This is a genomic window from Mesorhizobium sp. M0676 (assembly GCF_040320535.1).
Lineage (GTDB): Bacteria > Pseudomonadota > Alphaproteobacteria > Rhizobiales > Rhizobiaceae > Mesorhizobium.
The window spans coordinates 228,391-249,648 of sequence record NZ_JAMYPU010000001.1 but is presented as its reverse complement, the minus strand read 5'-3'; the positions used below and the strand labels follow the sequence as shown (position 1 = coordinate 249,648).

20 protein-coding genes and 1 pseudogene are annotated in these 21,258 nt (G+C 62.9%); 10 read left to right on the top strand and 11 right to left on the bottom strand.

All coding sequences use genetic code 11. From position 1 onward, the window contains the following. Nucleotides 1–92: 92 nt before the first annotated feature. From NKI35_RS01195 to NKI35_RS01180, 4 genes are all read right to left on the bottom strand, one after another. On the bottom strand, nucleotides 93–1,193 hold the full coding sequence (locus NKI35_RS01195) for an ABC transporter ATP-binding protein (RefSeq protein WP_023728557.1): 1,101 nt from the start codon (nucleotides 1,191–1,193) through the stop codon (nucleotides 93–95). Nucleotides 1,194–1,198: 5 nt separating this feature from the next. Further along, nucleotides 1,199–2,134: a carbohydrate ABC transporter permease gene (locus NKI35_RS01190; RefSeq protein WP_023669802.1), complete on the bottom strand. Its 936-nt coding sequence runs from the start codon at nucleotides 2,132–2,134 to the stop codon at nucleotides 1,199–1,201. Beyond that, nucleotides 2,127–3,020, bottom strand: a complete 894-nt coding sequence (locus tag NKI35_RS01185; RefSeq protein ID WP_023683029.1) for a carbohydrate ABC transporter permease — start codon at nucleotides 3,018–3,020, stop codon at nucleotides 2,127–2,129. The genes NKI35_RS01190 and NKI35_RS01185 overlap by 8 nt, the downstream gene beginning before the upstream one ends. Before the next feature lie 81 nt (nucleotides 3,021–3,101). After that, nucleotides 3,102–4,340, bottom strand: a complete 1,239-nt coding sequence (locus NKI35_RS01180; protein WP_023683028.1) for an ABC transporter substrate-binding protein — start codon at nucleotides 4,338–4,340, stop codon at nucleotides 3,102–3,104. Nucleotides 4,341–4,428: 88 nt separating this feature from the next. On the opposite strand from NKI35_RS01180, the gene NKI35_RS01175 reads away from it, so the two are divergent. Continuing rightward, on the top strand, nucleotides 4,429–4,593 hold the full coding sequence (locus NKI35_RS01175) for a hypothetical protein (protein WP_023740814.1): 165 nt from the start codon (nucleotides 4,429–4,431) through the stop codon (nucleotides 4,591–4,593). Nucleotides 4,594–4,732: 139 nt separating this feature from the next. Then, the gene (locus tag NKI35_RS01170) at nucleotides 4,733–5,776 is read left to right on the top strand and encodes a LacI family transcriptional regulator (RefSeq protein WP_023740813.1); all 1,044 of its coding nucleotides are present in this window, start codon (nucleotides 4,733–4,735) and stop codon (nucleotides 5,774–5,776) included. A 34-nt stretch (nucleotides 5,777–5,810) separates the two neighbouring features. On the opposite strand, the gene gnd is transcribed toward NKI35_RS01170, so the two are convergent. After that, on the bottom strand, nucleotides 5,811–7,238 hold the full coding sequence (gene gnd / locus NKI35_RS01165; RefSeq protein WP_023714135.1) for an NADP-dependent phosphogluconate dehydrogenase: 1,428 nt from the start codon (nucleotides 7,236–7,238) through the stop codon (nucleotides 5,811–5,813). A 206-nt stretch (nucleotides 7,239–7,444) separates the two neighbouring features. On the opposite strand from gnd, the gene NKI35_RS01160 reads away from it, so the two are divergent. Then, nucleotides 7,445–7,882 (top strand): VOC family protein, encoded by a 438-nt coding sequence (locus NKI35_RS01160; RefSeq protein ID WP_352738133.1) that lies wholly within the window; start codon nucleotides 7,445–7,447, stop codon nucleotides 7,880–7,882. Between the two features lie 25 nt (nucleotides 7,883–7,907). On the opposite strand, the gene NKI35_RS01155 is transcribed toward NKI35_RS01160, so the two are convergent. The 5 genes from NKI35_RS01155 to NKI35_RS01135 all read right to left on the bottom strand — a co-directional run bounded on the left by NKI35_RS01155 (nucleotide 7,908) and on the right by NKI35_RS01135 (nucleotide 12,259). After that, nucleotides 7,908–9,533, bottom strand: coding sequence for a copper resistance CopC/CopD family protein (locus NKI35_RS01155; RefSeq protein ID WP_023740811.1), 1,626 nt, complete (start codon nucleotides 9,531–9,533; stop codon nucleotides 7,908–7,910). A 53-nt stretch (nucleotides 9,534–9,586) separates the two neighbouring features. After that, nucleotides 9,587–10,105 carry a YcnI family copper-binding membrane protein gene (locus NKI35_RS01150; RefSeq protein ID WP_023700138.1) on the bottom strand — a complete coding sequence of 173 codons (519 nt, stop codon included), beginning with the start codon at nucleotides 10,103–10,105 and terminating at the stop codon, nucleotides 9,587–9,589. Nucleotides 10,106–10,144: 39 nt separating this feature from the next. Then, on the bottom strand, nucleotides 10,145–10,684 hold the full coding sequence (locus tag NKI35_RS01145) for a copper chaperone PCu(A)C (RefSeq protein ID WP_352738130.1): 540 nt from the start codon (nucleotides 10,682–10,684) through the stop codon (nucleotides 10,145–10,147). A gap of 105 nt (nucleotides 10,685–10,789) precedes the next feature. Continuing rightward, entirely contained in the window at nucleotides 10,790–11,146 is a 357-nt protein-coding gene (locus tag NKI35_RS01140; RefSeq protein WP_352738127.1) for a DUF2946 family protein, read from the bottom strand. 210 nt (nucleotides 11,147–11,356) lie between these two features. Then, a complete protein-coding gene (locus NKI35_RS01135; RefSeq protein ID WP_023700141.1) occupies nucleotides 11,357–12,259 on the bottom strand; it encodes a GntR family transcriptional regulator in 903 nt (300 codons plus the stop codon). Between the two features lie 251 nt (nucleotides 12,260–12,510). Here NKI35_RS01135 and NKI35_RS01130 point away from each other — a divergent pair, with 251 nt between their 5' ends. The 7 genes and pseudogenes from NKI35_RS01130 (at nucleotide 12,511) to NKI35_RS01100 (ending at nucleotide 20,107) form a co-directional block, all read left to right on the top strand. Beyond that, nucleotides 12,511–14,016, top strand: coding sequence for a UxaA family hydrolase (locus NKI35_RS01130; protein WP_023728563.1), 1,506 nt, complete (start codon nucleotides 12,511–12,513; stop codon nucleotides 14,014–14,016). 52 nt (nucleotides 14,017–14,068) lie between these two features. Next, nucleotides 14,069–15,067 carry an aldo/keto reductase gene (locus tag NKI35_RS01125; protein WP_352738125.1) on the top strand — a complete coding sequence of 333 codons (999 nt, stop codon included), beginning with the start codon at nucleotides 14,069–14,071 and terminating at the stop codon, nucleotides 15,065–15,067. Between the two features lie 73 nt (nucleotides 15,068–15,140). Continuing rightward, nucleotides 15,141–15,356, top strand: a complete 216-nt coding sequence (locus tag NKI35_RS01120; protein ID WP_023728565.1) for a hypothetical protein — start codon at nucleotides 15,141–15,143, stop codon at nucleotides 15,354–15,356. Nucleotides 15,357–15,368: 12 nt separating this feature from the next. After that, a complete protein-coding gene (locus NKI35_RS01115) occupies nucleotides 15,369–16,361 on the top strand; it encodes an ABC transporter substrate-binding protein (RefSeq protein ID WP_023728566.1) in 993 nt (330 codons plus the stop codon). A gap of 147 nt (nucleotides 16,362–16,508) precedes the next feature. After that, nucleotides 16,509–18,057 (top strand): annotated as a pseudogene (locus NKI35_RS01110) (sugar ABC transporter ATP-binding protein); the annotation flags it as partial. Further along, nucleotides 18,055–19,020, top strand: coding sequence for an ABC transporter permease (locus NKI35_RS01105; RefSeq protein WP_023692012.1), 966 nt, complete (start codon nucleotides 18,055–18,057; stop codon nucleotides 19,018–19,020). The pseudogene NKI35_RS01110 and the gene NKI35_RS01105, both read left to right, overlap by 3 nt. A 70-nt stretch (nucleotides 19,021–19,090) precedes the next feature. Next, entirely contained in the window at nucleotides 19,091–20,107 is a 1,017-nt protein-coding gene (locus tag NKI35_RS01100; protein ID WP_352738120.1) for a zinc-binding alcohol dehydrogenase family protein, read from the top strand. Between the two features lie 298 nt (nucleotides 20,108–20,405). On the opposite strand, the gene NKI35_RS01095 is transcribed toward NKI35_RS01100, so the two are convergent. Further along, the gene (locus tag NKI35_RS01095) at nucleotides 20,406–21,257 is read right to left on the bottom strand and encodes a sugar phosphate isomerase/epimerase family protein (RefSeq protein WP_023683013.1); all 852 of its coding nucleotides are present in this window, start codon (nucleotides 21,255–21,257) and stop codon (nucleotides 20,406–20,408) included. Between the last annotated feature and the right edge of the window lies 1 nt (nucleotide 21,258).

The window sequence follows — 21,258 nt, the reverse complement described above, 5'->3', positions numbered from 1 at the left end:
AAGGCTTGGGGATGTTTTCGGGGGATCGTTTTCGCGAGATCGTTTTAGGGGGATCGTTCTTGGGAGGATGGTTTGCGGATGATTCTAGAGGGTCACAGGCGATTGCCGGTCGCAGCGTCGAACAGCGAGGCGCGCGCCGGATCGAAACCGAACTGGATCGGATCGCCGCTGCGCAGCGTCCGTTCCGCCTCGACGCGGAAGGAGAGGTTGCGGCCGGCAAGCTTCGTCCACACCAGCGTGTCGGAACCCATCGGCTCCACGATCTCGACCGAACCGCCGGCGGAAAACGGCATCGACTTCGCCGCGTCACCGAAAGCGATATGTTCAGGCCGGATGCCCAGCACGCAAGCGCCGGCCGGGCGCTCCGTGCCGTCAAAGGTATAGCGATCGAGCGGCACCGAAACACCGTCGGTCCTGAACACTGGAGCAGCACTGGCCTCCAGCTCCCCTTCGAGGAAATTCATCGCCGGCGAGCCGAGGAAGCCGGCGACAAACCGGTTGACCGGCCGGTTATAGATCGTCTGCGGCGCGTCAAGCTGCTGGATGACGCCGCCGCGCATTACCGCGATACGGTCGGCCAGCGTCATCGCCTCGATCTGGTCGTGGGTGACGTAGATCATGGTGTTCTGCAGCTTGCGATGCAGAAGCTTGATTTCGACGCGCAGTTCCGAGCGCAGCTTGGCGTCGAGATTGGATAGTGGCTCGTCGAACAGGAAGACGTCGACGTCGCGCACCAGCGCCCGCCCGATCGCCACGCGCTGGCGTTGGCCGCCGGACAAGGCCGCGGGCTTGCGCTGCAAAAGCGGCTCGATCTGCAGGATCTCGGCGGCGCGGGCGATGCGCTTGGCGATCTCGTCCCTGGGCACGCCGGCAACGCGCAGGCCGAACGACAGGTTCTTCTCCACCGTCATTTGCGGATAAAGCGCATAGGACTGGAACACCATGCCGATGCCGCGATCCTTGGGCTCTTCCCAGGTGACGTTCTTGCCCTTGATGAAGATGCGGCCTTCGGAAATATCGAGCAGCCCGGCGATGCAGTTGAGCAAGGTCGACTTGCCGCAGCCCGATGGACCGAGCAGCACGATGAACTCGCCCTCTGCGACCTCGAGATTGAGGGTCTGCAGCACCGATACAGAGCCGAAGTTCAGGGACAGGTCCTGGATCGAAACGCTGGTGCCGTTGGCTGCCGTCATCGCCATCACCCTTTCACCGCACCGGCGGCGATGCCGCGCACGAAAAGCTTGCCGGAAATGAAGTAGACGATGAGTGGCACAAGGCCGGTCAGGATGGTGGCGGCCATGTTGACGTTGTACTCCTTCACGCCTTGCACCGAATTGACGATGTTGTTGAGCTGCACCGTCATCGGATAGGTGTCGGGGCGGGTGTAGACGACGCCGAACAGGAAGTCGTTCCAGATGCCGGTCACCTGCAGGATGATGGCGACGACGAAGATCGGCAGCGACATCGGCGCCATGATCCGCAGGAAGATGCCCCAGAAGCCGGCGCCGTCGACCCGTGCCGCCCTGAACAGCTCTTCCGGCATCGAGGCAAAATAGTTGCGGAACAAAAGCGTGAGGATCGGCATGCCGAAGATGGAATGGACGATCACCAGGCCGCTGAGGCTGCCGTAGAGGCCGATCTCGCGCAGGATGATGACGATCGGATAGATCATCACCTGATAGGGGATGAAGGCGCCGACGATCAGGATGACGAAGAATGTGTCGGCGCCCTTGAAGCGCCAGTTGGCGAGCGCATAGCCGTTCACCGAGGCGATCGCGATCGACAGCAGCACCGACGGCACGGTGATGCGCACCGAATTCCAGAAGCCGCGCGAAAGCCCGTCGCAATTCAGGCCGGTGCAGGCGGTCGCCCACGCCTTCACCCACGGTTCGAACGTGATTTCGAGCGGCGGCGAGAAGATATTGCCCATCCGTATCTCGGGCATGCCCTTGAGCGAGGTTACGACCATCACGTAGAGCGGCAGCAGATAGTAGACCGCCACCACGATCAGCGTGCCATAGAGGAAGATATTGCGGCGCGAGAAGACATGCCGCGGCTTCGGCCCGCGCGGCCCGGAGGCTTCGCGCTCGGCGGCACCCGCGCTGGCGGGCAAAGGGACGGCCGGGTCAGCCACGCTTCCTGCCTCCAAATTCAAGGTAGGCCCACGGCACGACGACGATCACCACCGAGAGCAGCATCATGGTCGAGGCGGCAAAGCCCTGGCCAAGATTCTGTGCGAAGAACATGTAGTCATAGACATATTTGGCCGGCACTTCGGAGGCGATTCCGGGGCCGCCGCTGGTCTGGGCGACAACGAGGTCGTAGACCTTGACGATGCCCGACGCGATGATGACCAGCGTGGTGATGAAAACCGGCCGCATCATCGGGATGACGATGAACAGATAGGTCTTCCACATCGGGATCCCGTCTACCCGCGCTGCCTTCCAGATGTCCTCGTCGATGCCGCGCAGGCCGGCCAGCATCAGGCACATAATGAGCCCGGTGCCTTGCCACAGCGCCGCAATCGAAATGCCGTAGATGACGATGCTGGAATTGTAGAGCGGGTCGAAGTTGAAGCTCGTCCAGCCGAGGTCCCGCACCACATGTTGGATGCCGAAATCCGGATTGAGCAGCCACTGCCAGACCAGGCCGGTGACGATGAAGGAAAGCGCGAACGGATAGAGGAAGATGGTGCGGAACGTGTCCTCGAAACGGATCTTCTGGTCGAGAAGCGCTGCAAGCAGGAAGCCGATGACCAGTGAGAACACGAGCGAGATCGCGCCGTAGATCAAAAGGTTCTCGATCGAGATCAGCCAGCGCGGCGTCGCCCACAGCCGGTAATACTGGTCGAGCCCGGCGAAATTCAGCCGTGGCAGCAGCTTCGAATTGGTAAAGGAATAGAACACCGTCCAGACGGTGCCGCCGACGAAAACCACCGACGCGGTGAGGATCATCGGGATCGAGGCGACCTTCGCATTGATGTTGCGGAACAGCGGGTTGGGGCGTTCGCTCTTGCTCATCTCGTCAGCCGGCTGGGTAAGGGCGGTGCGATCCCGGCCCTGCTTTCGCAAGGCCGGGATCGAGGTGTATTGCCTCCAACGTCAGTCTGCCGAAGCGATGAGGTCGGCAAAGCGCTTCTGCGCGTCTTCGATGGTCAGGTCCGGCTTGGCGAAGAATTCGGCGAAGAGATCTTCCTTCTGCTTCTGGGTATCCTGCGAAAGCAGTTGGTCCGTCCACGGGATGACGGCGCCCTTGGCGAGGATCGCCAGACCCTTCTTCATGCAGTCGTTCGCCGCATTGAGATCGACGTCACCGCGCACCGGCAGCGAGCCCTTCTTGAGATTGAAGGCGACCTGAGTCTTAGGGTCGAGCAGCGTCTCTGCCAACACCTCCTGCGCCTTGGACTTGTCGGCATCCTTGAGCAGCGGGAAATAGAAGGCGTCGCCGCCGGTGGCGATCACTTCGTTCAGACCGAGGCCCGGCAGGCAGGCATAGTCCTTGCCGGCGACCTTGCCGGCAACCTGGAACTCGCCTTGCGCCCAGTCACCCATGATCTGGCCACCGGCCTTGCCGGTGATGACGAGATTGGTTGCCTGGTTCCAGTCCTGCACATTGGTGTTCTTCGCCATCTTGCGGGCATCGTCGGCGGCCTTGAAGACCTTGGCGATCTCGGGCCCGGCGGCGAACTTGGCATCCTTGTCCTTGTAGACCTTAAGGAACGCGTCGGTGCCGCCGACCGCCGCCAGCAGCACGTCGAAGGCGCCGGAAGATTGCCAGGCCTGTCCGCCGACAGCGAGCGGGATGATGCCCGCCTTTTCCAGGGCGGGCGCTGCCGCCACGAATTCATTCCAGTCCTTCGGCAGCGGCACGCCGGCCTTCTCGAAGGCTTCGTTCGACAGCCACAACCACTGCCAGGAGTGGATATTGACCGGCACGCAATAGATCTTGCCGTCGATGGTGCAGCTGTCGAGCAGGCTCTTCGGCCGCACGATTTCCGTCCACTTGCCCTTGGTGGCGACATCGGTGAGGTCGCGCATCAGGCCGGCCTGCACCAGTTCTTCGGCCTGCCGGCCGTGATTGAACTGGGTGGCGCCCATCGGATCGCCGCCGGTGATGCGGCTGATCATGATCGGCCGTGCCGTGCCGCCGGATCCGGCAATGGCGCCGTCGACCCAGTGATTGCCGGTCGCGTCAAAAGCCTTCGCGAATTCCGCAACCGCCGCCGCCTCGCCGCCCGACGTCCACCAATGGGTGACTTCCAGGTCGGTGGCGGCCGCCGGGCCGGCAAGCTGAAGCGCGGCCGTCGCGGCAAGGGCAGCGGTCAAAAGTCTATATCGCATTTCGGTTCCTCCCAGAATCTGAAACGTTACAGATTTTTCGATACGGCAATTATGCGGAGCGTGCAACCCCTGAGATAAACGCGCTCGAATGTTTTTTCGAGGCGCGAACAAATTCGTTGCCTGCAAACCGGCAAACTCCGCGCAAAACCGGGTGCTGCGCTGCAAAATCATGCTGCAGCGCAAGAAAACCGTCTCGAACCTGATTCTCGCGCAACGTTTCTGGCCGCCAAACCCTGCCAAAACCATGGCTTGAGAGACCCACGCGCTGCGATGTTGGAAATCTGTAACGTTTCAGTATATTGAGGCCTGACGGCGAAGAACCGTGCCACATCGTCATCGAAGCGATTGTCGGCTGGTCCGGCGGCTGCTATGCGCCTGACGGGGCGGGACGAATGGACAGGGACCAGACGGAGAAGGACGACGAGGCGTCGGCGCATGAGCGGCCGACGCTGAAAACGCTTGCCTTCATGACCGGGCTCGGCGTCACCACCGTCTCGCGCGCGCTCAAGGATGCACCCGAGATCGGCGCCGAGACCAGGCGGCGGGTTCAACTCGTCGCCAGGCAGATCGGCTACCGGCCGAACCGCGCCGGCGTGCGCCTGCGGACTGGCAAGACCAATGTTATCAGCCTCGTGCTCAATACCGAGCGCGAGATCATGAGCTTTGTCTCGGACATCATCTACGGCGTCTCGGAGGTCATTGCCGACACACCCTATCACCTGATCGTCACGCCCTACTCGCGCTCGCAGGATCCGCTGGACCCGGTAAAGTATCTGGTCGAGTCCGGCTCGGCCGATGGCGTCATCATCTCACGCACGCAGCCCAACGATCCGCGCGCCCGCTACATGCTGGAGCGTGGCATACCCTTTGCCACGCATGGCCGCACCGATATGGGGCTTGTCCACCCCTATCACGACTTCGACAATTACGCCTTCGCCGCCGAAGCGGTACGCCATCTGGCCAGCGTCGGCCGGCGCCGGCTGGCGCTGGTAGCGCCGCCGGTCGGGCTCACCTATTACGACCACACGGTCAATGGCTTTGCCGACGCACTGAGCGAGGTCGACGCCAGCGAAGTGCCGTTCAACGTTGTTTCGATCGACCAGTCGATCGATCAGATCAGGACGCGGACCGCGCAGTTGATGCGCCGCGACGTCAGGCCGGACGGTTTCGTCAGCAGCGCCGCCGCAGCGACGCTGGCCATCGTCGCCGGCATCGAGGATGCCGGCCTGAAACTCGGCCGCGACGTCGATGTCGTGTCCAAGCAATCGTCGGAACTGCTGCATCTGTTCCGCCGGGAGTTGCTGATCGTCAACGAAGACTTCCGCCTCGCCGGCACCGAGCTTGCCCGCGCCGTGCTGGGCTGGATAGGCGGCGCGGCACCTGGCTCTTTGCAGACAGTGGTCAAGCCAGGCGACGTCGTCGCGTATCAGGGCTGACTGGCACGACCTGAGAGGTCCGCCTCACCTGACCCTATCCGGCCGCTCCACTTCCCCATGGCCCATGGAAAGCGCCCTGCTCGCCGATGCGCTCGAAGCCATGCGCGCCGAAGAAGTCGCGCTGCGCCTGGATCAGGTTCGAGGTGCCGCGGCCCTGGCGGTAGCTGTCGAAATAGGCAAGTGCCGACGCCAGTGCAGGCACCGGCGAGCCTGCTTCCGATGCCTTGGCAACGGTGCGCCTAAGCGACGGATGCGCCTCCTGCATCATGGTGGTGAAAGCCGGCGCCATCAAAAGGTTGGTGGACGCGCCGCCCGAGCCGAAGGCTTCCGCCATGGTGTCGAGCATCTGCGAGCGGATGATACAGCCGGCACGCCAGATCTTGGCGATGGTCGGCATCGGCAAGTTCCAGTTGAACTCCTTCGAGGCGGCGCTCATCACCGCGAAACCTTGTGCATAGGCGGCGATCTTGCCGGCGAGCAGCGCCAGCTCCAGGTCTTTCAGAAGTGCCGCCTTGTCGCCGGAGATCTTGGTGACGCCGATATTGCCATAGGCTTTTTCGGCCGCCTGCCGCTCATCCTTGATCGAGGACAGCACGCGGGCCGCCACCGCCGCCTCGATGGCCGTCGCTGGAATGCCGAGCTGCTGCGCCTCGATGACAGACCATTTGCCGGTGCCCTTCTGGCCGGCACGGTCGAGGATGATGTCGACCACCGGCTTGCCGGTCTTTGCATCGTCGGCGGCCAGCACCTTGGCGGTGATCTCGATCAGATACGAATCGAGCCGGCCCTTGTTCCAGTCCTCGAAGACCTTGCCGATCTCCTTCGGCCCCATGCCGAGACCGTCACGCAGGATGCCGTAGATCTCGGCGATCATCTGCATGTCGGCATATTCGATGCCGTTGTGGATGGTTTTCACGAAATGCCCGGCGCCGTCTGTGCCAAGCCAGGCAGCGCACGGTTCATCCTTGAACTTGGCCGAGATCGCGGTCAGCACGCGTTCGACGCGCTTCCAGGAGTCTTCGGTGCCGCCGACCATGATCGACGGTCCATGGCGCGCGCCTTCCTCGCCGCCGGATACGCCCATGCCGATGAAGGTGAGACCTGAGCCCGACAGTTCCGAAAAGCGCCGCATCGTATCGCGGAAATTGGCGTTGCCGGCATCGATGACGATATCGTTGTCAGACAACACGCCGCGCAGCGCTTCGATCTGTTCGTCGACCGGCTTGCCGGCCAGCACCATGATGATGACCGGGCGCGGCGGCTTGATCGCAGCTGCCAGTTCCTCCAGGCTGTAGCAGGGCACCACCATGTCCCTGAGCGAACCGGCGCCTTCGAGGAAGGCATCGGTGCGCGCCTTGGTGCGGTTGAAGACGGCGATGCGGTGCCCGTGCTCGGCAATGTTGAGCGCGAGGTTGGAGCCCATTGTGCCAAGGCCGATCAGGCCTATTTCGGCTTTTTCCATCGTTTCTTCCCTGCTTTCGGATTTTGTTGAGGCCGCGTTTTTCGGGATGCCCATTTTTCGGCGAGATGATTGACGGGCCTTTCGCGCCACGTCAACCGCCTCGCCGAATTGTGTTGCGTCTGCGTTGTGTCAGACCGAGTCAGGAAGGGTCAGTTGGTGACCAGGCGACGCCTTGCCGATCGAACATATGACGTTAGGTTGAACTTATGGCAGTCAGACGGATGGACAATGTCGGAATCGTCGTCGATGACCTCGACGAGACGATTGCCTTCTTTCGCGAGCTCGGCCTCGAACTGGAAGGGCGGGCGACGATCGAAGGCGAGTGGGCCGGACGTGTCACCGGGCTCGGCGATCAGCACGTCGAGATTGCCATGATGCGCACACCGGATGGCCATAGCCGGCTCGAGCTCTCCCGCTTCCTCACGCCGACGGTCGTCGCCGATCACCGCAACGCCCCGGTCAATGCCCTGGGCTACCTGCGCGTCATGTTTACCGTGGACGACATCGACGACACGCTTGAAAGGCTCCGCAAGCGTGGCGCGCAGCTGGCCGGTGAAGTCGTCCGTTACCAGGACGTGTATCGGCTCTGCTACATCCGCGGGCCGGAAGGGCATCTCATCGGGTTAGCCCAGGAACTCGGCTGAGCGCCCTTCGCAGGCGGGCTGAATATCACTCGGCGCGGATATCGATCGGCGCTTCGATCTTTACCACTTCGAAATCCGAAACCAGAATATCGAGCCGCGCCGTCCAGCGGCCTGGAATCGGAATGACGAGATTATCGACGCGCCAGGTGCCGTCGCCTGGCTTGGTCGCCGGACGCTTGATCGGCTCGATCCCCGAATCGGGCTTGGACAGCACCAGCGTCACTTCCTTGGCGTCGAGCGGGCCGAAATCGCCATCCATGATGACGATGGAGGCGGTGACCTCCCCGGTATGGCCGGGCGTGATGTCGATGTCGGCCATCGCCTTCATAGTGTGGATATGGGTCGACGTCGGTTGTGCCGCGGCGATTGCCAGGGCCCGTGGCGGCGGCGTGAAGCGCCAGCCGGCGGCAACGCCGAAGATCAGGAGCACGATCAGCATTTCGACTGAGATCGAGCGGCTAAGCCGTCGCCGCACTTCCGTCGCTCCGGCCTCGGCCAAGGCGGTGAGCCGCCATCGATTGACCGCCGCCAGCGTGAACAGAAACACCAGCAGCGCCAGCTTGATCAGCAGCAGCCGGCCATAGGCGGTGTTGACCAGTGCCGCCGGTGTCTGCACCTGGATGATGGCGAGCACCACACCGGCGGCGGCAAGCACTACCACCACGGGCATGATCGCGCGCGAAAACCGCCGCAGGAACGCCCCGGCTTCCACCGATTGGCTGCTCAACGCCAGGCCCAGCGGCAGCAATGCTCCAGCCCAGAAAGCGATGCCGGCGCCATGCAGGAACACCATAGGCCGCGTCAGCCATTGCGGTTCGGCTGCACTGGCATGGCCGCTGGCGGCAAGGGCTGCACCCACACCGGCCAGCCCGGCGAGCGCCAACGGCCTGGCGCCAGCACGCGATCCGACCAACGACAGCAGGCCAAGCCCGAGCGCCGCCAGCGAAATCAGCACCGTCCAGCCGAAGCTGGTGCCAAGCGCCGTCCGCCAGACCACCGGTTGCGCCAGCCGGGCGAGTGGCGCGCCCAGCGCGTCCAGCCCCTGGAACCCGAGCGACAGGGGTGCTGCGACCAGCCCGCACAGGATGGCGGCAATGACGAAGCGCTGGCCTGAGCGCTGGCCTTGCGCCAGCCATGTCAGCGCGAAGGCGCCGCCAATGCCGAGGAAAAGCCCGATGTAGAGAAGAACCTTGCCGGTCCAGATCGCTGACCGCAAATCTATATCGACAGCTTCCCCCACCGCCGGCGCCGCACTTGGCGCGCCAACGGAAAACAGCACCGAGCCGCCGACCGGATGGCCATCGGCGGAAATCACCCGCCAGCTCAAGACATGGGTGCCCGGCCCGAGCTTTTGTGGATTGTCGATCTCAACCGTTTGGTCGCTCAACCGAAACGAGGTCAAAGCGACAGGCGTACCGTCGGGCCGCACCAAGGTCAGCACCAGCGGCGACACAGGCTCGCTGAAGGTCAGCGAAAATTGCGTCGGCGCTCGCTCCATAACCGCGCCGTCGGCAGGCTCGGCCTTGATCAGCGCCGCATGGGCAAAGGCCTGGTTTGGCGTGGCAAGGACGGCAAGCAGCAGGATCGCGGCCAGCAGGCCGAAGCACCTGCCGGCTGTCCGTTCTATCCGCTGAAAACAGGCCACGTTCATGCCATCCACCAAAACAGTGGCGCGCCGCTTCGAAGCAGCGCGCCGCCAATGCATCATTTCTTCGGCAGCAGGTTGAGGCCGGGCGCCGGATCTTCCAGCGCATCCTCATCCTGACCAGCCGCCGGAATCTCTATCCAACGCGTGGTGGCGCCATCGCATTCCTGCACCACCGGAAAATAGAGTTTTTGCCCGGCCGGCAGATCGGCGGCCAACGTGCCGCGGAAGACGAACTCGTCATAAAATTCATCCGGCAGGCTGCCGCCGCTCCAGTCGACTTCCTTGACGCCCGAGGTCACCGCCTCGCCATAGAGCTGGTAGGATTTCTCGTACTTGCCTTTCTTGACCTGCAGCGTCCAGCCGGGCTTGGGCATCGGCTTCACCCCGATCACCCCTTCCGGGATCTGCACGCGCACGGCAATCGTCGCCTTGCCTTCGCAGCCATGCGGCACGCGCAGCACGGCCTTGTAGGTCGAACCGACCGCAACCTCCTGTGTTTCGAGCGTGATATGGGCGAAGGCGGCACTTGTCCCCAGGACGAGGAATGCAGCGGCCGGCAAATGATGCTTGTTCATGATGGGTCCCTCTCGAAAAAATTGATTGGCAATAATTGGTCAGTCGTTGTCTTCCAGGGGTGGCGCGCTGCCTATGGCTTGCACGGCAAACTCGACGGTCACGGTTCCGGCCCTCTCGAAAGTCAGCGTAGCGGCAAACATCTGACCTTCTTTAGGGGGCTGCTTCAGATCCATGAACATCACGTGATAGGCGCCGGGACCCAGCGTGACCTTGCCGCCCGCCGGGATATCCAGGCCGCCACTGACCGGGCGCATGGTCATGACGCCGTCTTTGACTCCCATTTCATGCAGTTCGGCCTTCCCCGAAATATCGGAGGCAATCGACAGCAGCCGGTCCGGCGCGCTGCCCTTGTTGACGATGGTGAAATAGCCGCCGGCAACCTTGGCGCCGGCCGGCGTGGCGCGCGACCAGGGATGCTTGATCTCGATGTCACCGGCCTTGAACTCATGCGCAAGGACGGAATGGGGGCCGGCGAACAACAGTGCAAAGGCGAAGAGGGCGCTGCCGAGACGCTGCTCGATAGTGGTGGAGAAAGGGGCACTGCGGCGCAACGCGCCGGCACGAAGAAAAAGGAACATGGGTAGGCTCCATGAATATGAGGTCGCGCCTTTGTCCGGCTGCGAACGTGTTTATCATTGGATGATTATCGCCTGCGCAGGTTACGCGAAGCGAGCGGCGGTTTTTCAGCCCGCAAGCGGCGGCGCGCGGGGATTGGCCGGAGAGCGCTCACGCGTGACGTCGGGATGCCTGACTGCCGGCGGGAGAAACGCGACTGTTTCAAAAGACAGGCTCACCGGCGCCACGCCGACGCCTGCTGGCGACGCATAGGCGATGGAGGCCATGCTGCAGCCGAGCATGCAGCACGCCGGCATATGCTGCTGGTGCGGATCGCCGCCGGGAAGCTTGACCGCTCCCTCATGGCTGCAGATGACATTGCCGAAAGCGTCGAGTTGCGAGGCATCCGGCGCAATGCCGAAGGCAAACACGCCGAGCGTCGACTGGAGCAGCAGCACACAGGCCGCGACAAAGGCGGCCGTCATGCTCCATCTCTTACGCCGGAAGTCCAAAGACCTGCCTCTTCACGCAGCAACGCGTGGATATCTAGCACGCGGCATGTCGGCGGAAAATCGCCAAATCATCGCTGCGGCAACGCGGCGCGTTCGATCCATGTCGCACAAAAGTGCGCAGCGGTTTGGGATAACGCATGAGGCAGAGATCTTGTGCGCATAACGTCCCTTCGGACGTCGCGCTCAGGAAGCCGGGCGGCCGCCGATTTCCGGGATCGACGTCAACAGCGTGTGGCGTGCCGACTTCAGATGCTTGCGGCAGGCGGCGTCGACCTTGCCGAGATCGCGCGATTTCAGCGCCGCGATGTAGGCGAGATGCTCGCCAACCGCGACTTCGTTGCGCTCGCGCTCCTGCGCCTTGTTCCACTGGTAGTGGTAGTGAAAGATCATGGCGATGACGTCGTAGAAATCGACGATGAAGCGGTTGTGCGACGCCCGGTGGATCAGCCGGTGGAAGCGCTCGTCTAGCTCCGAGAATTCGTTGAAGCGGATGGCGATTTCGCTGGCCAGAAGCCGGTGCTCGTCTTCCAGCCGGTCGAGATCCGCCCAGACCGGACTATCCCCAGGCAAGGCGGCAAAGGCCGCCGCCGAGCGTATCTCGAACATTTCGCGGATTTCAGTGAGTTCGAGCGCAAAGGCACGGGTAAATCCTTTCAGCACCCAGTGGCTGTTGCGCCGCTTCTCGATCAGGCCGAAGCGGGAGAAGCGGATCAGGAACTCGCGCACGCTGGTGGTGCCGACGCCGATCTCGCGCGCCAGTTCGAGCTCGTTGATCTGCATGCCGGCCTCTGCACCGCCGGCCAGCAACCTGCGCATAAACGACCGCTCGATGATCTGGGCCAGTGTGTCTGTCTCCTCCTCGGGGAAGAAATCATCCGGCTTCGGCGTCCTGAGCACTGTCTTGCTGCGTTTGTTCCACGCGATCAGCCCGGTCTCTTCCATGCGCGCCAGAATGGTGCGCACGGTGGTACGGCTGACGCCAAGCAAAGTGCCCAGCTCCGGCTCTGACGGCAGGCTCTGCGTCTCATCGAGCAGCCGCAGACCCCTATTGTAAGCGTCCTTGTAGACGTTGTTGCTCTTCGACATCCCTGCCCCGTTGCGCGCCGGCGCTTGCTGTGGCTGGCTTGAAGCGCGATATCACATATGGCTCTCACCCGGCAGAGCAAACGCTCTGCGTGTCAGACGCCGCTCCCCACAAGCCAAGCGTCCATCGGACGCATGGTCTCCTCCTGAAAAAACAATTGACGCACAAATGTTTTTTCACGATAAAAGACATTATATGTAAACAGACGCGTGTCAATCCGCGCATCCCCAGGAACAGACCCAGGAAACTGCCCGTGAACGCCTCGAACAGCATTCTTCTGTCCCCCGCCGACAATGTCGCGGTCGCCAATGGCCGCATCGAGATCGGCACCCCTCTGCCCGGCGGCGCCGTCGCCACGGCCTTGATCGAGCCCGGCCACAAGGTGGCGATCAAGCCTATCGCCGCCGGCGAGGCGGTGGTCAAGTATGCCCAGGCCATCGGCCGCGCCACCCAGGACATCGCGCCCGGCGACCACGTCCATTCGCACAATCTGGTCTTCGAGTCCGGCCGTCTGCCGGTGGTGCCGCCGAGCGAAGCGGAGCATGCCACCGAAGCTGACCGCGCCCGGACATTCATGGGCTATCGTCGCGCCGATGGCCGTGCCGGCACGCGCAACTTCATCGGCATCATCGCCAGCGTCAATTGCTCGGCCACCGTCTGCCACGCCATTGCCGACGAGGCCAACCGCGTGCTGTTGCCGAAATATCCGGGGATCGACGGCTTCGTCCCGATCGTCCATGGCCAGGGCTGCGGCATGAGCGGCACCGGCGACGGCATGATGGTACTGCACCGCACGCTCGCCGGTTACACCCGCCACCCGAATTTCGGCGGCGCGCTGATGGTCGGCCTCGGCTGCGAGGTCAACCAGCTCACCCTTTACGGCCAGAAGGGTGCGGCGGCGGGAAAACGCCATTTCAATATCCAGGACGCCGGCGGTTCGCGCAAATCGGTCGCAAAGGCGATGGGCGTGCTCGCCGAAATCGCCGAGGAAGTCGGCCAGTATCAGCGCGAGCCGATCCCAGTCTCGGAGATCGTCGTCGGCCTGCAATGCGGCGGTTCCGACGGCATGTCGGGCATCACCGCCAATCCCGCGCTGGGAGCGGCGGTCGACATCCTGGCCGGCGTCGGCGGCATCGGCATCCTGTCGGAGACGACGGAGATCTATGGCGCCGAACATCTGCTCGCCTATCGCGCGGCAACGCCGGAGATCGCCAAGAAGCTCGACGGTTTCGTCAAATGGTGGGAGGACCATGTCGCCAAGCACGGCGCCTCGATCGACAACAACCCCTCGCCCGGCAACAAGCGCGGTGGCCTGACCACCATCCTGGAAAAGTCGCTGGGCGCCGTGGCCAAAGGCGGCCAGACTCCGCTCAACGGCGTCTTCGGTTATGCCGAAAAGGTCACCGGCAGTGGCCTGGTGTTCATGGACACGCCCGGTTACGACCCGGTCTCGGCGACCGGTCAGGTGGCGGGCGGCGCCAACATCATCGTCTTCACCACCGGCCGCGGCTCCTGCTTCGGCTGCCGGCCGACGCCGTCGATCAAGGTCGCCACCAACTCGACCATGTACCACCAGATGGAAGAGGACATGGACGTCAATTGCGGCGTCATCGCTTCGGGTGAGAAGACCATCGCCGGCATGGGCCGGGAACTCTTCGAACTCATCGTCGAGACGGCATCGGGCCGCAAGACCAAGAGCGAGGCGTTCGGCTACGGCGACAACGAGTTCGTGCCGTGGCACCTCGGCGCGACGCTCTAACCACCGACGAAAAAAGCGGGCTGCAAAGACGGCTCACAAGGGGAGGCTGTGGATGGACAAACGCCGCATCGGCACGACTGCGCTCGAGGTAACCGAGATAAGCTTCGGCGGGGCGGCGATCGGCGGGCTCTACCGGGCCTGTCCGCGCGAAGCGGCGATGGAGACGCTGCAGACAGCCTGGGATGCCGGCCTGCGCTATTTCGACACCGCGCCCTTCTATGGCTTCGGCCTGTCGGAACGGCGGACCGGCGATTTCCTGCGCTACAAGCCGCGGGATTCCTATGTGCTGTCGACCAAGGTCGGACGGTTGTTCCGCCCGGTGCCGGAAGACCAGGTTCCCGATCATTCCTATGTCGACCCGCTGCCCTTCGCGCTCGACTACGACTACTCCTATGACGGCATCATGCGCTCGGTCGAGTTCTCCTATGCCCGGCTCGGGCTGAACCGGATAGACATCCTGTTTGTGCACGACATCGGCACCTACACACATGGCGTCGAGAGGACGAAGCTGCACTTTCGCCAGCTGATCGACGGCGGCTTGAAGGCGCTGGAAGAGCTTAAAACGTCCGGCGTGATTTCCGCCTATGGGCTCGGCGTGAACGAGGTGCAGATCTGCCTCGACGTGCTGCGCGAAGCGCCGCTCGACTGCATCCTGCTGGCCAGCCGCTATTCGCTGCTCGACCGCTCGGCTGAAGCCGAGTTGCTGCCGCTGTGTCGTGAGCGACAGACTTCGCTGATCATCGGCGGCGTCTTCAACTCCGGCATCCTGGCAACCGGACCGGTGCATGGCGCGCATTTCGATTATCTGCCGGCGACGCAGGACATACTCGAGCGTGTCGGGGCGATGGAGAAAATCGCTGATGAGGGCGGATATCCGCTGGCGGCGGCTGCATTGCAGTTTCCGCTGCAGGAGCCTGTCGTGGCCAGCGTGCTGACCGGAACGGCCAAGCCCGCCAACCTGACGCGCAACCTCGACATGTTCGACGTCCAGGTGCCGCAAGCGGAATTCGCCCGCTACGCTCCCTACACCATCGTGCAGGAGCTCGGCTGACGAAACGCCACAATCACGGTTCTCAAAAAGGAATGAATATTCCATATTGACTCGACGGTGGAATTAATATTCCATGATGATCAAGGAGGATCGGGAGCGTCTGGACGTGGCACTGAGGATCGGCAGGGAGGCTTCTCAGCCAAGCCATGCGCAGGCCGATATGAAACACCGCTTGCGTCGGCCGGACCGATGCACTATCAAAAAGCGGCAACTGTTTTTTATTGATAAAGGTCTGTTTGGGCCGCGCCTATCCAAATGGAGCTTCCGCAACCTTCACCGGGCGATCTAGGGAGGATTCCTAATGAAATTCGTGACCAGCATTCTCAACCGCCGTTCCCTGGTGGCACTTGCTGCCGCCTCGATGCTTGCCGGCACGCTGCACACGGCGCCCGCTTCGGCGGCGGACGTGACCATTCCGATCATCGTCAAGGACACCACGTCCTTCTACTGGCAGATCGTCCTGGCCGGCGCCCGCAAGGCCGGCAAGGATCTCGGCGTCAACGTACCCGAACTCGGCGCCCAAGCTGAAACCGACGTCAACGGCCAGGTCTCGATCCTCGAGAATGCCGTCGCCGGCAACCCGGCCGCGATCGTCATCGCGCCGACCGAATTCAAGGCGCTCGGCAAGCCGATCGATGAAGCGGCCAGCAAGGTCAAGGTCATCGGCATCGACTCCGGCGCCGACTCCAAGGCGTTCACCTCGTTCCTGACCACCGACAATGTGCAGGGCGGACGCGTCGCCGCTGACGGTCTTGCAGCAGCCATCGGCGAAGCCAATGGCGGCAAGATCGAGGGCGACGTCGCCCTGATCACCAACGCGCCGGGCGCCGGTTCGCTGGAGCAGCGCAAGCAGGGCTTCACCGAGCAGCTGGCCGCGAAATATCCGGGGCTCAAGCTCGTCGCGGACAAATATGCCGACGGCCAGGCAACGACCGGTCTCAATATCGCCACCGACCTGATCACCGCCAACCCGAACCTCAAGGGCATCTTCGCGTCCAACCTGATCATGGCGCAGGGCGTCGGTCAGGCTGTCGCCGAGAACAACCTTGGCGGCAAGCTGGCGCTGGTCGGCTTCGACAGCGACGAGAAGCTGATCAAGTTCCTCAATGACGGCGTCATTTCCGCGCTCGTCGTCCAGGATCCGTACCGGATGGGCTATGACGGCATCAAGACCGCGCTCGCCGCCTCGAAGGGCGAGAAGGTCGAGGCCAATGTCGACACAGGCGCCAACCTGGTGACCAAGGCAAACATGAAAGACCCCAAGATCGACGCCCTGCTCAACCCGAAGCTCTGAGCCCGTCGACCAAAAATCCTTTCCGGGGCCTCGCGCCCCGGAAACACCGGATACAAGCTTGAATATCCACCGGCTTGAATCACCTCGACGATGCGGCTTGACTGCATCGCGACGTGCCAATCGTAAGGCCAATCTGGGAGGATTGTCATGACGCCCATGGCGCAGGAACTGCACCCGGCCCCAACGCTAGCGCCCGGCAGGACGATCCTCGAACTGCACGGGCTGGAAAAGCGCTATCCCGGCACGCATGCGCTGAAGCCCGTTCACCTTGCCTTCAAGGCAGGTGAGATCCACGCCATCGTCGGCGAGAACGGCGCCGGCAAATCCACCTTGATCAAGCTTCTGACCGGGGTCATGCCGCGCACCTCCGGCGATGTCATCTGGGAGGGCAAGCCGGCAGCGCTGGCAACCCCGCACGAGGCAATGGCGCTGGGCATCAACGCCGTGCATCAGGAGGTCGTGCTCTGTCGCCATCTCACCGTCGCCGCCAACATGTTCCTCGGCGAGGAGAATTCGCGCTTCGGCATCCTGCAGCAGCGCGCCATGGTCAAGGAAGCGCAGAAGATCATCGACGGTCTCGGCTTCGACCTGCCGGCGCATGTCATGCTGGGTGACCTCACCATCGGCCAGCAGCAGCTGATCGCCGCCGCCCGCGCCACCGTGCGCGGCACCAAATTCCTCATCTTCGACGAGCCGACCGCCTATCTCACCCGCAAGGAAGCCGACCAGCTGTTCACGCTGATCCGCAGGCTCAAGGGCGAAGGCGTCACCATCATCTACATCAGCCATCGCATGGAAGAGGTGTTCGAACTCGCCGATCGCGTCTCGGTGCTGCGCGACGGCACGCTGGTCGGCACTCGCAACATTGCCGAGACCAATGACGCCGAGCTGGTCAAGATGATGATCAACCGCTCGATCGAGCAAGTCTATCACAAGGAGCATTTCACCCCCGGTGCCGTGATCGTTGAAGCGAAAAACCTGTCGGGCAAGGGTTTCGAAGACGTCTCGATGACGGTGCGCGCCGGCGAGATCGTCGGGCTCTATGGCCTGATCGGCGCCGGGCGGAGCGAGTTCGTCACCACGCTCTATGGCCGCCACAAGAAGTCGGCCGGACAGGTCCTTTGGCAAGGCAAGCCGGTCCACATCAATTCCGAGCACGACGCGATCAAGCTCGGCATGGCGCTGGCGCCAGAAAGCCGCCGCGACCAGGGCCTGTGCCTGAACCTGCCGGTCGGCCTCAACCTCAACCTGCCGATCTACAAGCGCATCTCCAACAACCTGCTGATTTCGAACACGAAGGAAAAGGCTGAAGCCGATCGCCAGATCGCCGGCCTCCGCATCAAAACGCAAACACGCGGCGCCCTGGCCTCCAGCCTGTCCGGCGGCAACCAGCAGAAGATCGTCATCGGCAAATGGCTGGCGCACGGCGCTAAGCTGTTCATCTTCGACGAGCCTACGGTCGGCGTCGATGTCGGCACCAAGGCCGAGATCTACCGCCTGTTCGGGGAACTGTTGTCCAAGGGCGCCGGCATCATCCTGATCTCGTCCTATCTGCCCGAGGTTTATGAGCTCGCCGATACGCTGCACGTGTTCCGGCGGGGCAAACTGGTCGCCAGCCATGGCTTTCGCGCCGCCAGCCACGAAGACGTGCTGACACAGGCGATCGGCTGACAAACAAGAAACGGGAGGAACCATGAGCATCGAAACCATCGCGATCGAAAAACCGAAACGGAACTACAACGTCCTGTTTGGGCTGACGCTTCTGGCGTTGCTGGTTCTGCTCTGGATCGTGCTGTCGGTGGCGACGCCGAGCTTCGCCTCCTCCAACAACATCGCCAATCTTTTGCGGCAGGGCTCGATGATCGCCATCATGGCGGTCGGCCAGACCTTCGTCATCATCACCGGCGGCATCGACCTCTCGGTCGGCGCCGTGGTCGGCTTCGCCACCGTCATTGTCGCCATGATGATCAATGCCGGCTTCCCGATCTGGGTCGCCATTCTGGTGACGCTGCTGGTCGGCGTTGCCATCGGCCTGTTCCATGGCTTCGGCATCGTCAAGATGGGCCTGCCGCCCTTCATCATCACGCTGGCGACGCTGACCTCGTTGCGCGGCATCGGCCTGTTGATGACCAACGGCAATTCGATCAACATCAACAGCGACAGCTTCACCGCGTTCTCGCGCAGTTCCTTTGTCGGCATCCCCAATCTGTTCTGGATGGTGATCCTGGTCGGTATCCCAGCCTACATCTTCCTGCACCACAGCCGCTGGGGCCGCTATCTCTTCTCCGTGGGATCCAATGCCGAGGCTTCGCGCCTCTCGGGCGTCAATGTCCAGCGCACCATCTACATGGCCTACACGCTGTCGGGCCTATGCGCGGCTTTCGTCGGCGTGCTGCTGGCGGCGCGCATCGGCATCGGCAACCCGACCCAGGCCGAAGGTTGGGAGTTGCAGGCGATCGCCTCATCGGTGATCGGCGGCACTTCGCTATTCGGCGCCGTCGGCTCGGTGCATGGCCCGCTGCTCGGCGCCTTCATCCTGGCCACCATCAACAACGGTGCCAATCTGCTCAACGTCAACTCGTTCTGGCAGCGCATCATCACCGGCGCGTTGATCATCATCATCGTCTATTTCGACGGCCTGCGCCGTCGCGGCAAGTAATCCTCCCTGACCTTCCGTGTCGGTCCGCTCAACAACGGACCGGCGCCTTTTTGAACACTGGAATTGCCGAATGAAAGCTGTTGTCTGCCGCTCGCCCGGCGAGCTTGTCCTGGAAGACCGGCCGGCGCCAGGAGCGCCGCCTGCCGGCTGGGCGCTGGTCGCCGTCAGCCATGTCGGCATCTGCGGCACCGACTACCACATCTTCGAAGGCAAGCACCCGTTCCTCGCCTATCCCCGCATCATGGGCCACGAAGTGTCGGGCGCCGTCGTCGAGACCGGCGAAGATGTCGACCTTGCCGTGGGCGAGCCCGTCATCATCAATCCCTATCTCGCTTGCGGAAAATGCATCGCCTGCCGGCACGGCAAGCCGAATTGCTGCGTCAGGATCGAAGTGCTTGGCGTCCATCGCGACGGCGCCATGGCCGAGCAGATCCTGGTGCCGGCACGGAATCTCTATCCAGCAAACGGCTTGTCGCTGGCCGACGCGGCGGCGGTGGAATTCCTCGCCATCGGCGCGCATGCCGTGCGGCGTGCCCGCGCCGAACCAGGCGCCCGCACGTTGGTCATCGGCGCCGGGCCGATCGGCCTTGGCGCAGCGCTGTTTGCGCGCATCGCCGGGCTCGATGTCAGCCTGCTCGACATGAGCACGGAGCGGCTGGATTTTGCAAAAGGCGAACTCGGCTTCGCCACGCTCGGCGGTTCACAAAAAGCGGCAGCCGAACTGGTGCGCGACGCAACCGGCGGCGAAGGGTTCGACGTCGTCTTCGACGCCACCGGCAACACCGCCTCGGTGCAGTCGGCCTTCGCCCATGTCGCGCATGGTGGCACGCTCGTGCTGGTCAGCGTCGTCAAGGACGACATCGTCTTTTCCGATCCGGAATTCCACAAGCGCGAAATGACATTGATCGGCAGCCGCAACGCGCTGAAAGTCGATTTCGACCACGTCGCCGCCTCGATACGCAACGGCGCCGTGCCTCTGGCAAAACTCGTCACCCACCGCACCACGCTGGCCGGCACGCCGGATGATCTCACCCGCTGGGCGCATGAGAAATCGGGGTTGATCAAGGCTGTGATCGAGGTGGGGTAAGACATCCGAAAAAATCTAGTGGAGCGAAAGTGCCGAGTTAAGGCAGATCGCATACCGCGGCGATTTGCGAAAAGGCCCGTCGCTTCCTCATCCATGGGCAGAGCAAGGAGCGAAGCGACGCGGCGCAGACCCGAGGATTCATTCGGTGACGTCTGCGCTAGAATCCAGCGGTGCAAAAAGAGGCGTCCATTCGCATCTCCTACCTGCACCGCTGCGGCGCGCGACAGTCGCGGCATGGGTCCTCGGGTCTCCGCGTGCGCTGCGCTCCCGCTCCGCCCGTGGATGAGGAAGTGAGCGGCTAAGCCGCCCGCTTCCACCCATCCCTGATATGCCTGTATCCCTCGCGATAAACCGCTTCCGGCGTCTCGGAAAAATCCCGCCACACCTTGGTCGCCGCCGCCAGATCCTTCAGCGATCTGCCAAACGCCTCGATCGTCAGCCAGTCGTCATAGCCGCTCTTGCGGATGGCCGCGAAAGTCTCTTTCCACGGAATGTTCCCGCGCCCCGGCACGCCGCGATCGTTCTCCGAAATGTGGATGTGCACGACATTCCGCCGGTGCTTCATGTAGGCGCCGATCGGGTCGGCTTCCTCGATATTGGCGTGGAAGGTGTCGTACATCGCCTTGATGTGCGGCCGGTCGATGGCATCGACGTGCTCGGACAGATCGGCCATCGTGTTCAGCAGATAGCACTCGAAACGGTTGAGCGCCTCCAACCCGATGGTAACGTTCCGCTTGCCGGCATGATCGCCAATGGCGCGCTGCGAGGCGATCGAGCGCTTCTTCTCGGCAGCGGTCGGCCCGCTGCCGGAGAAGGCGCCGAGCGTCGAATGCAGCGGCCCGCTCAGCGTACTCGCGCCGAGCGCCTGGGCGCAATCGATCGCCCATTTCATGTAGCCGATGCCGGCCTTGCGGGTCGCGGCATCCGGCGAAATCAGATTCATCGCCGGGTCGCCCATCGCCGTAACAGCCGTGCGCTCCAACCCGATGCGGTCGAGCAGATCGCCAAGGTTCTTGTAGTCCTCTGGCGTGCCTGAGAAGATCGGTATCTCGACGCCGTCGAAGCCGGTCGCCTTGATGTCGCGCAGCAACGGCTCGTGTTTCTTAGACACGGAAGTCGTCCACAAAAACATGCACATGCCGATTTTCATC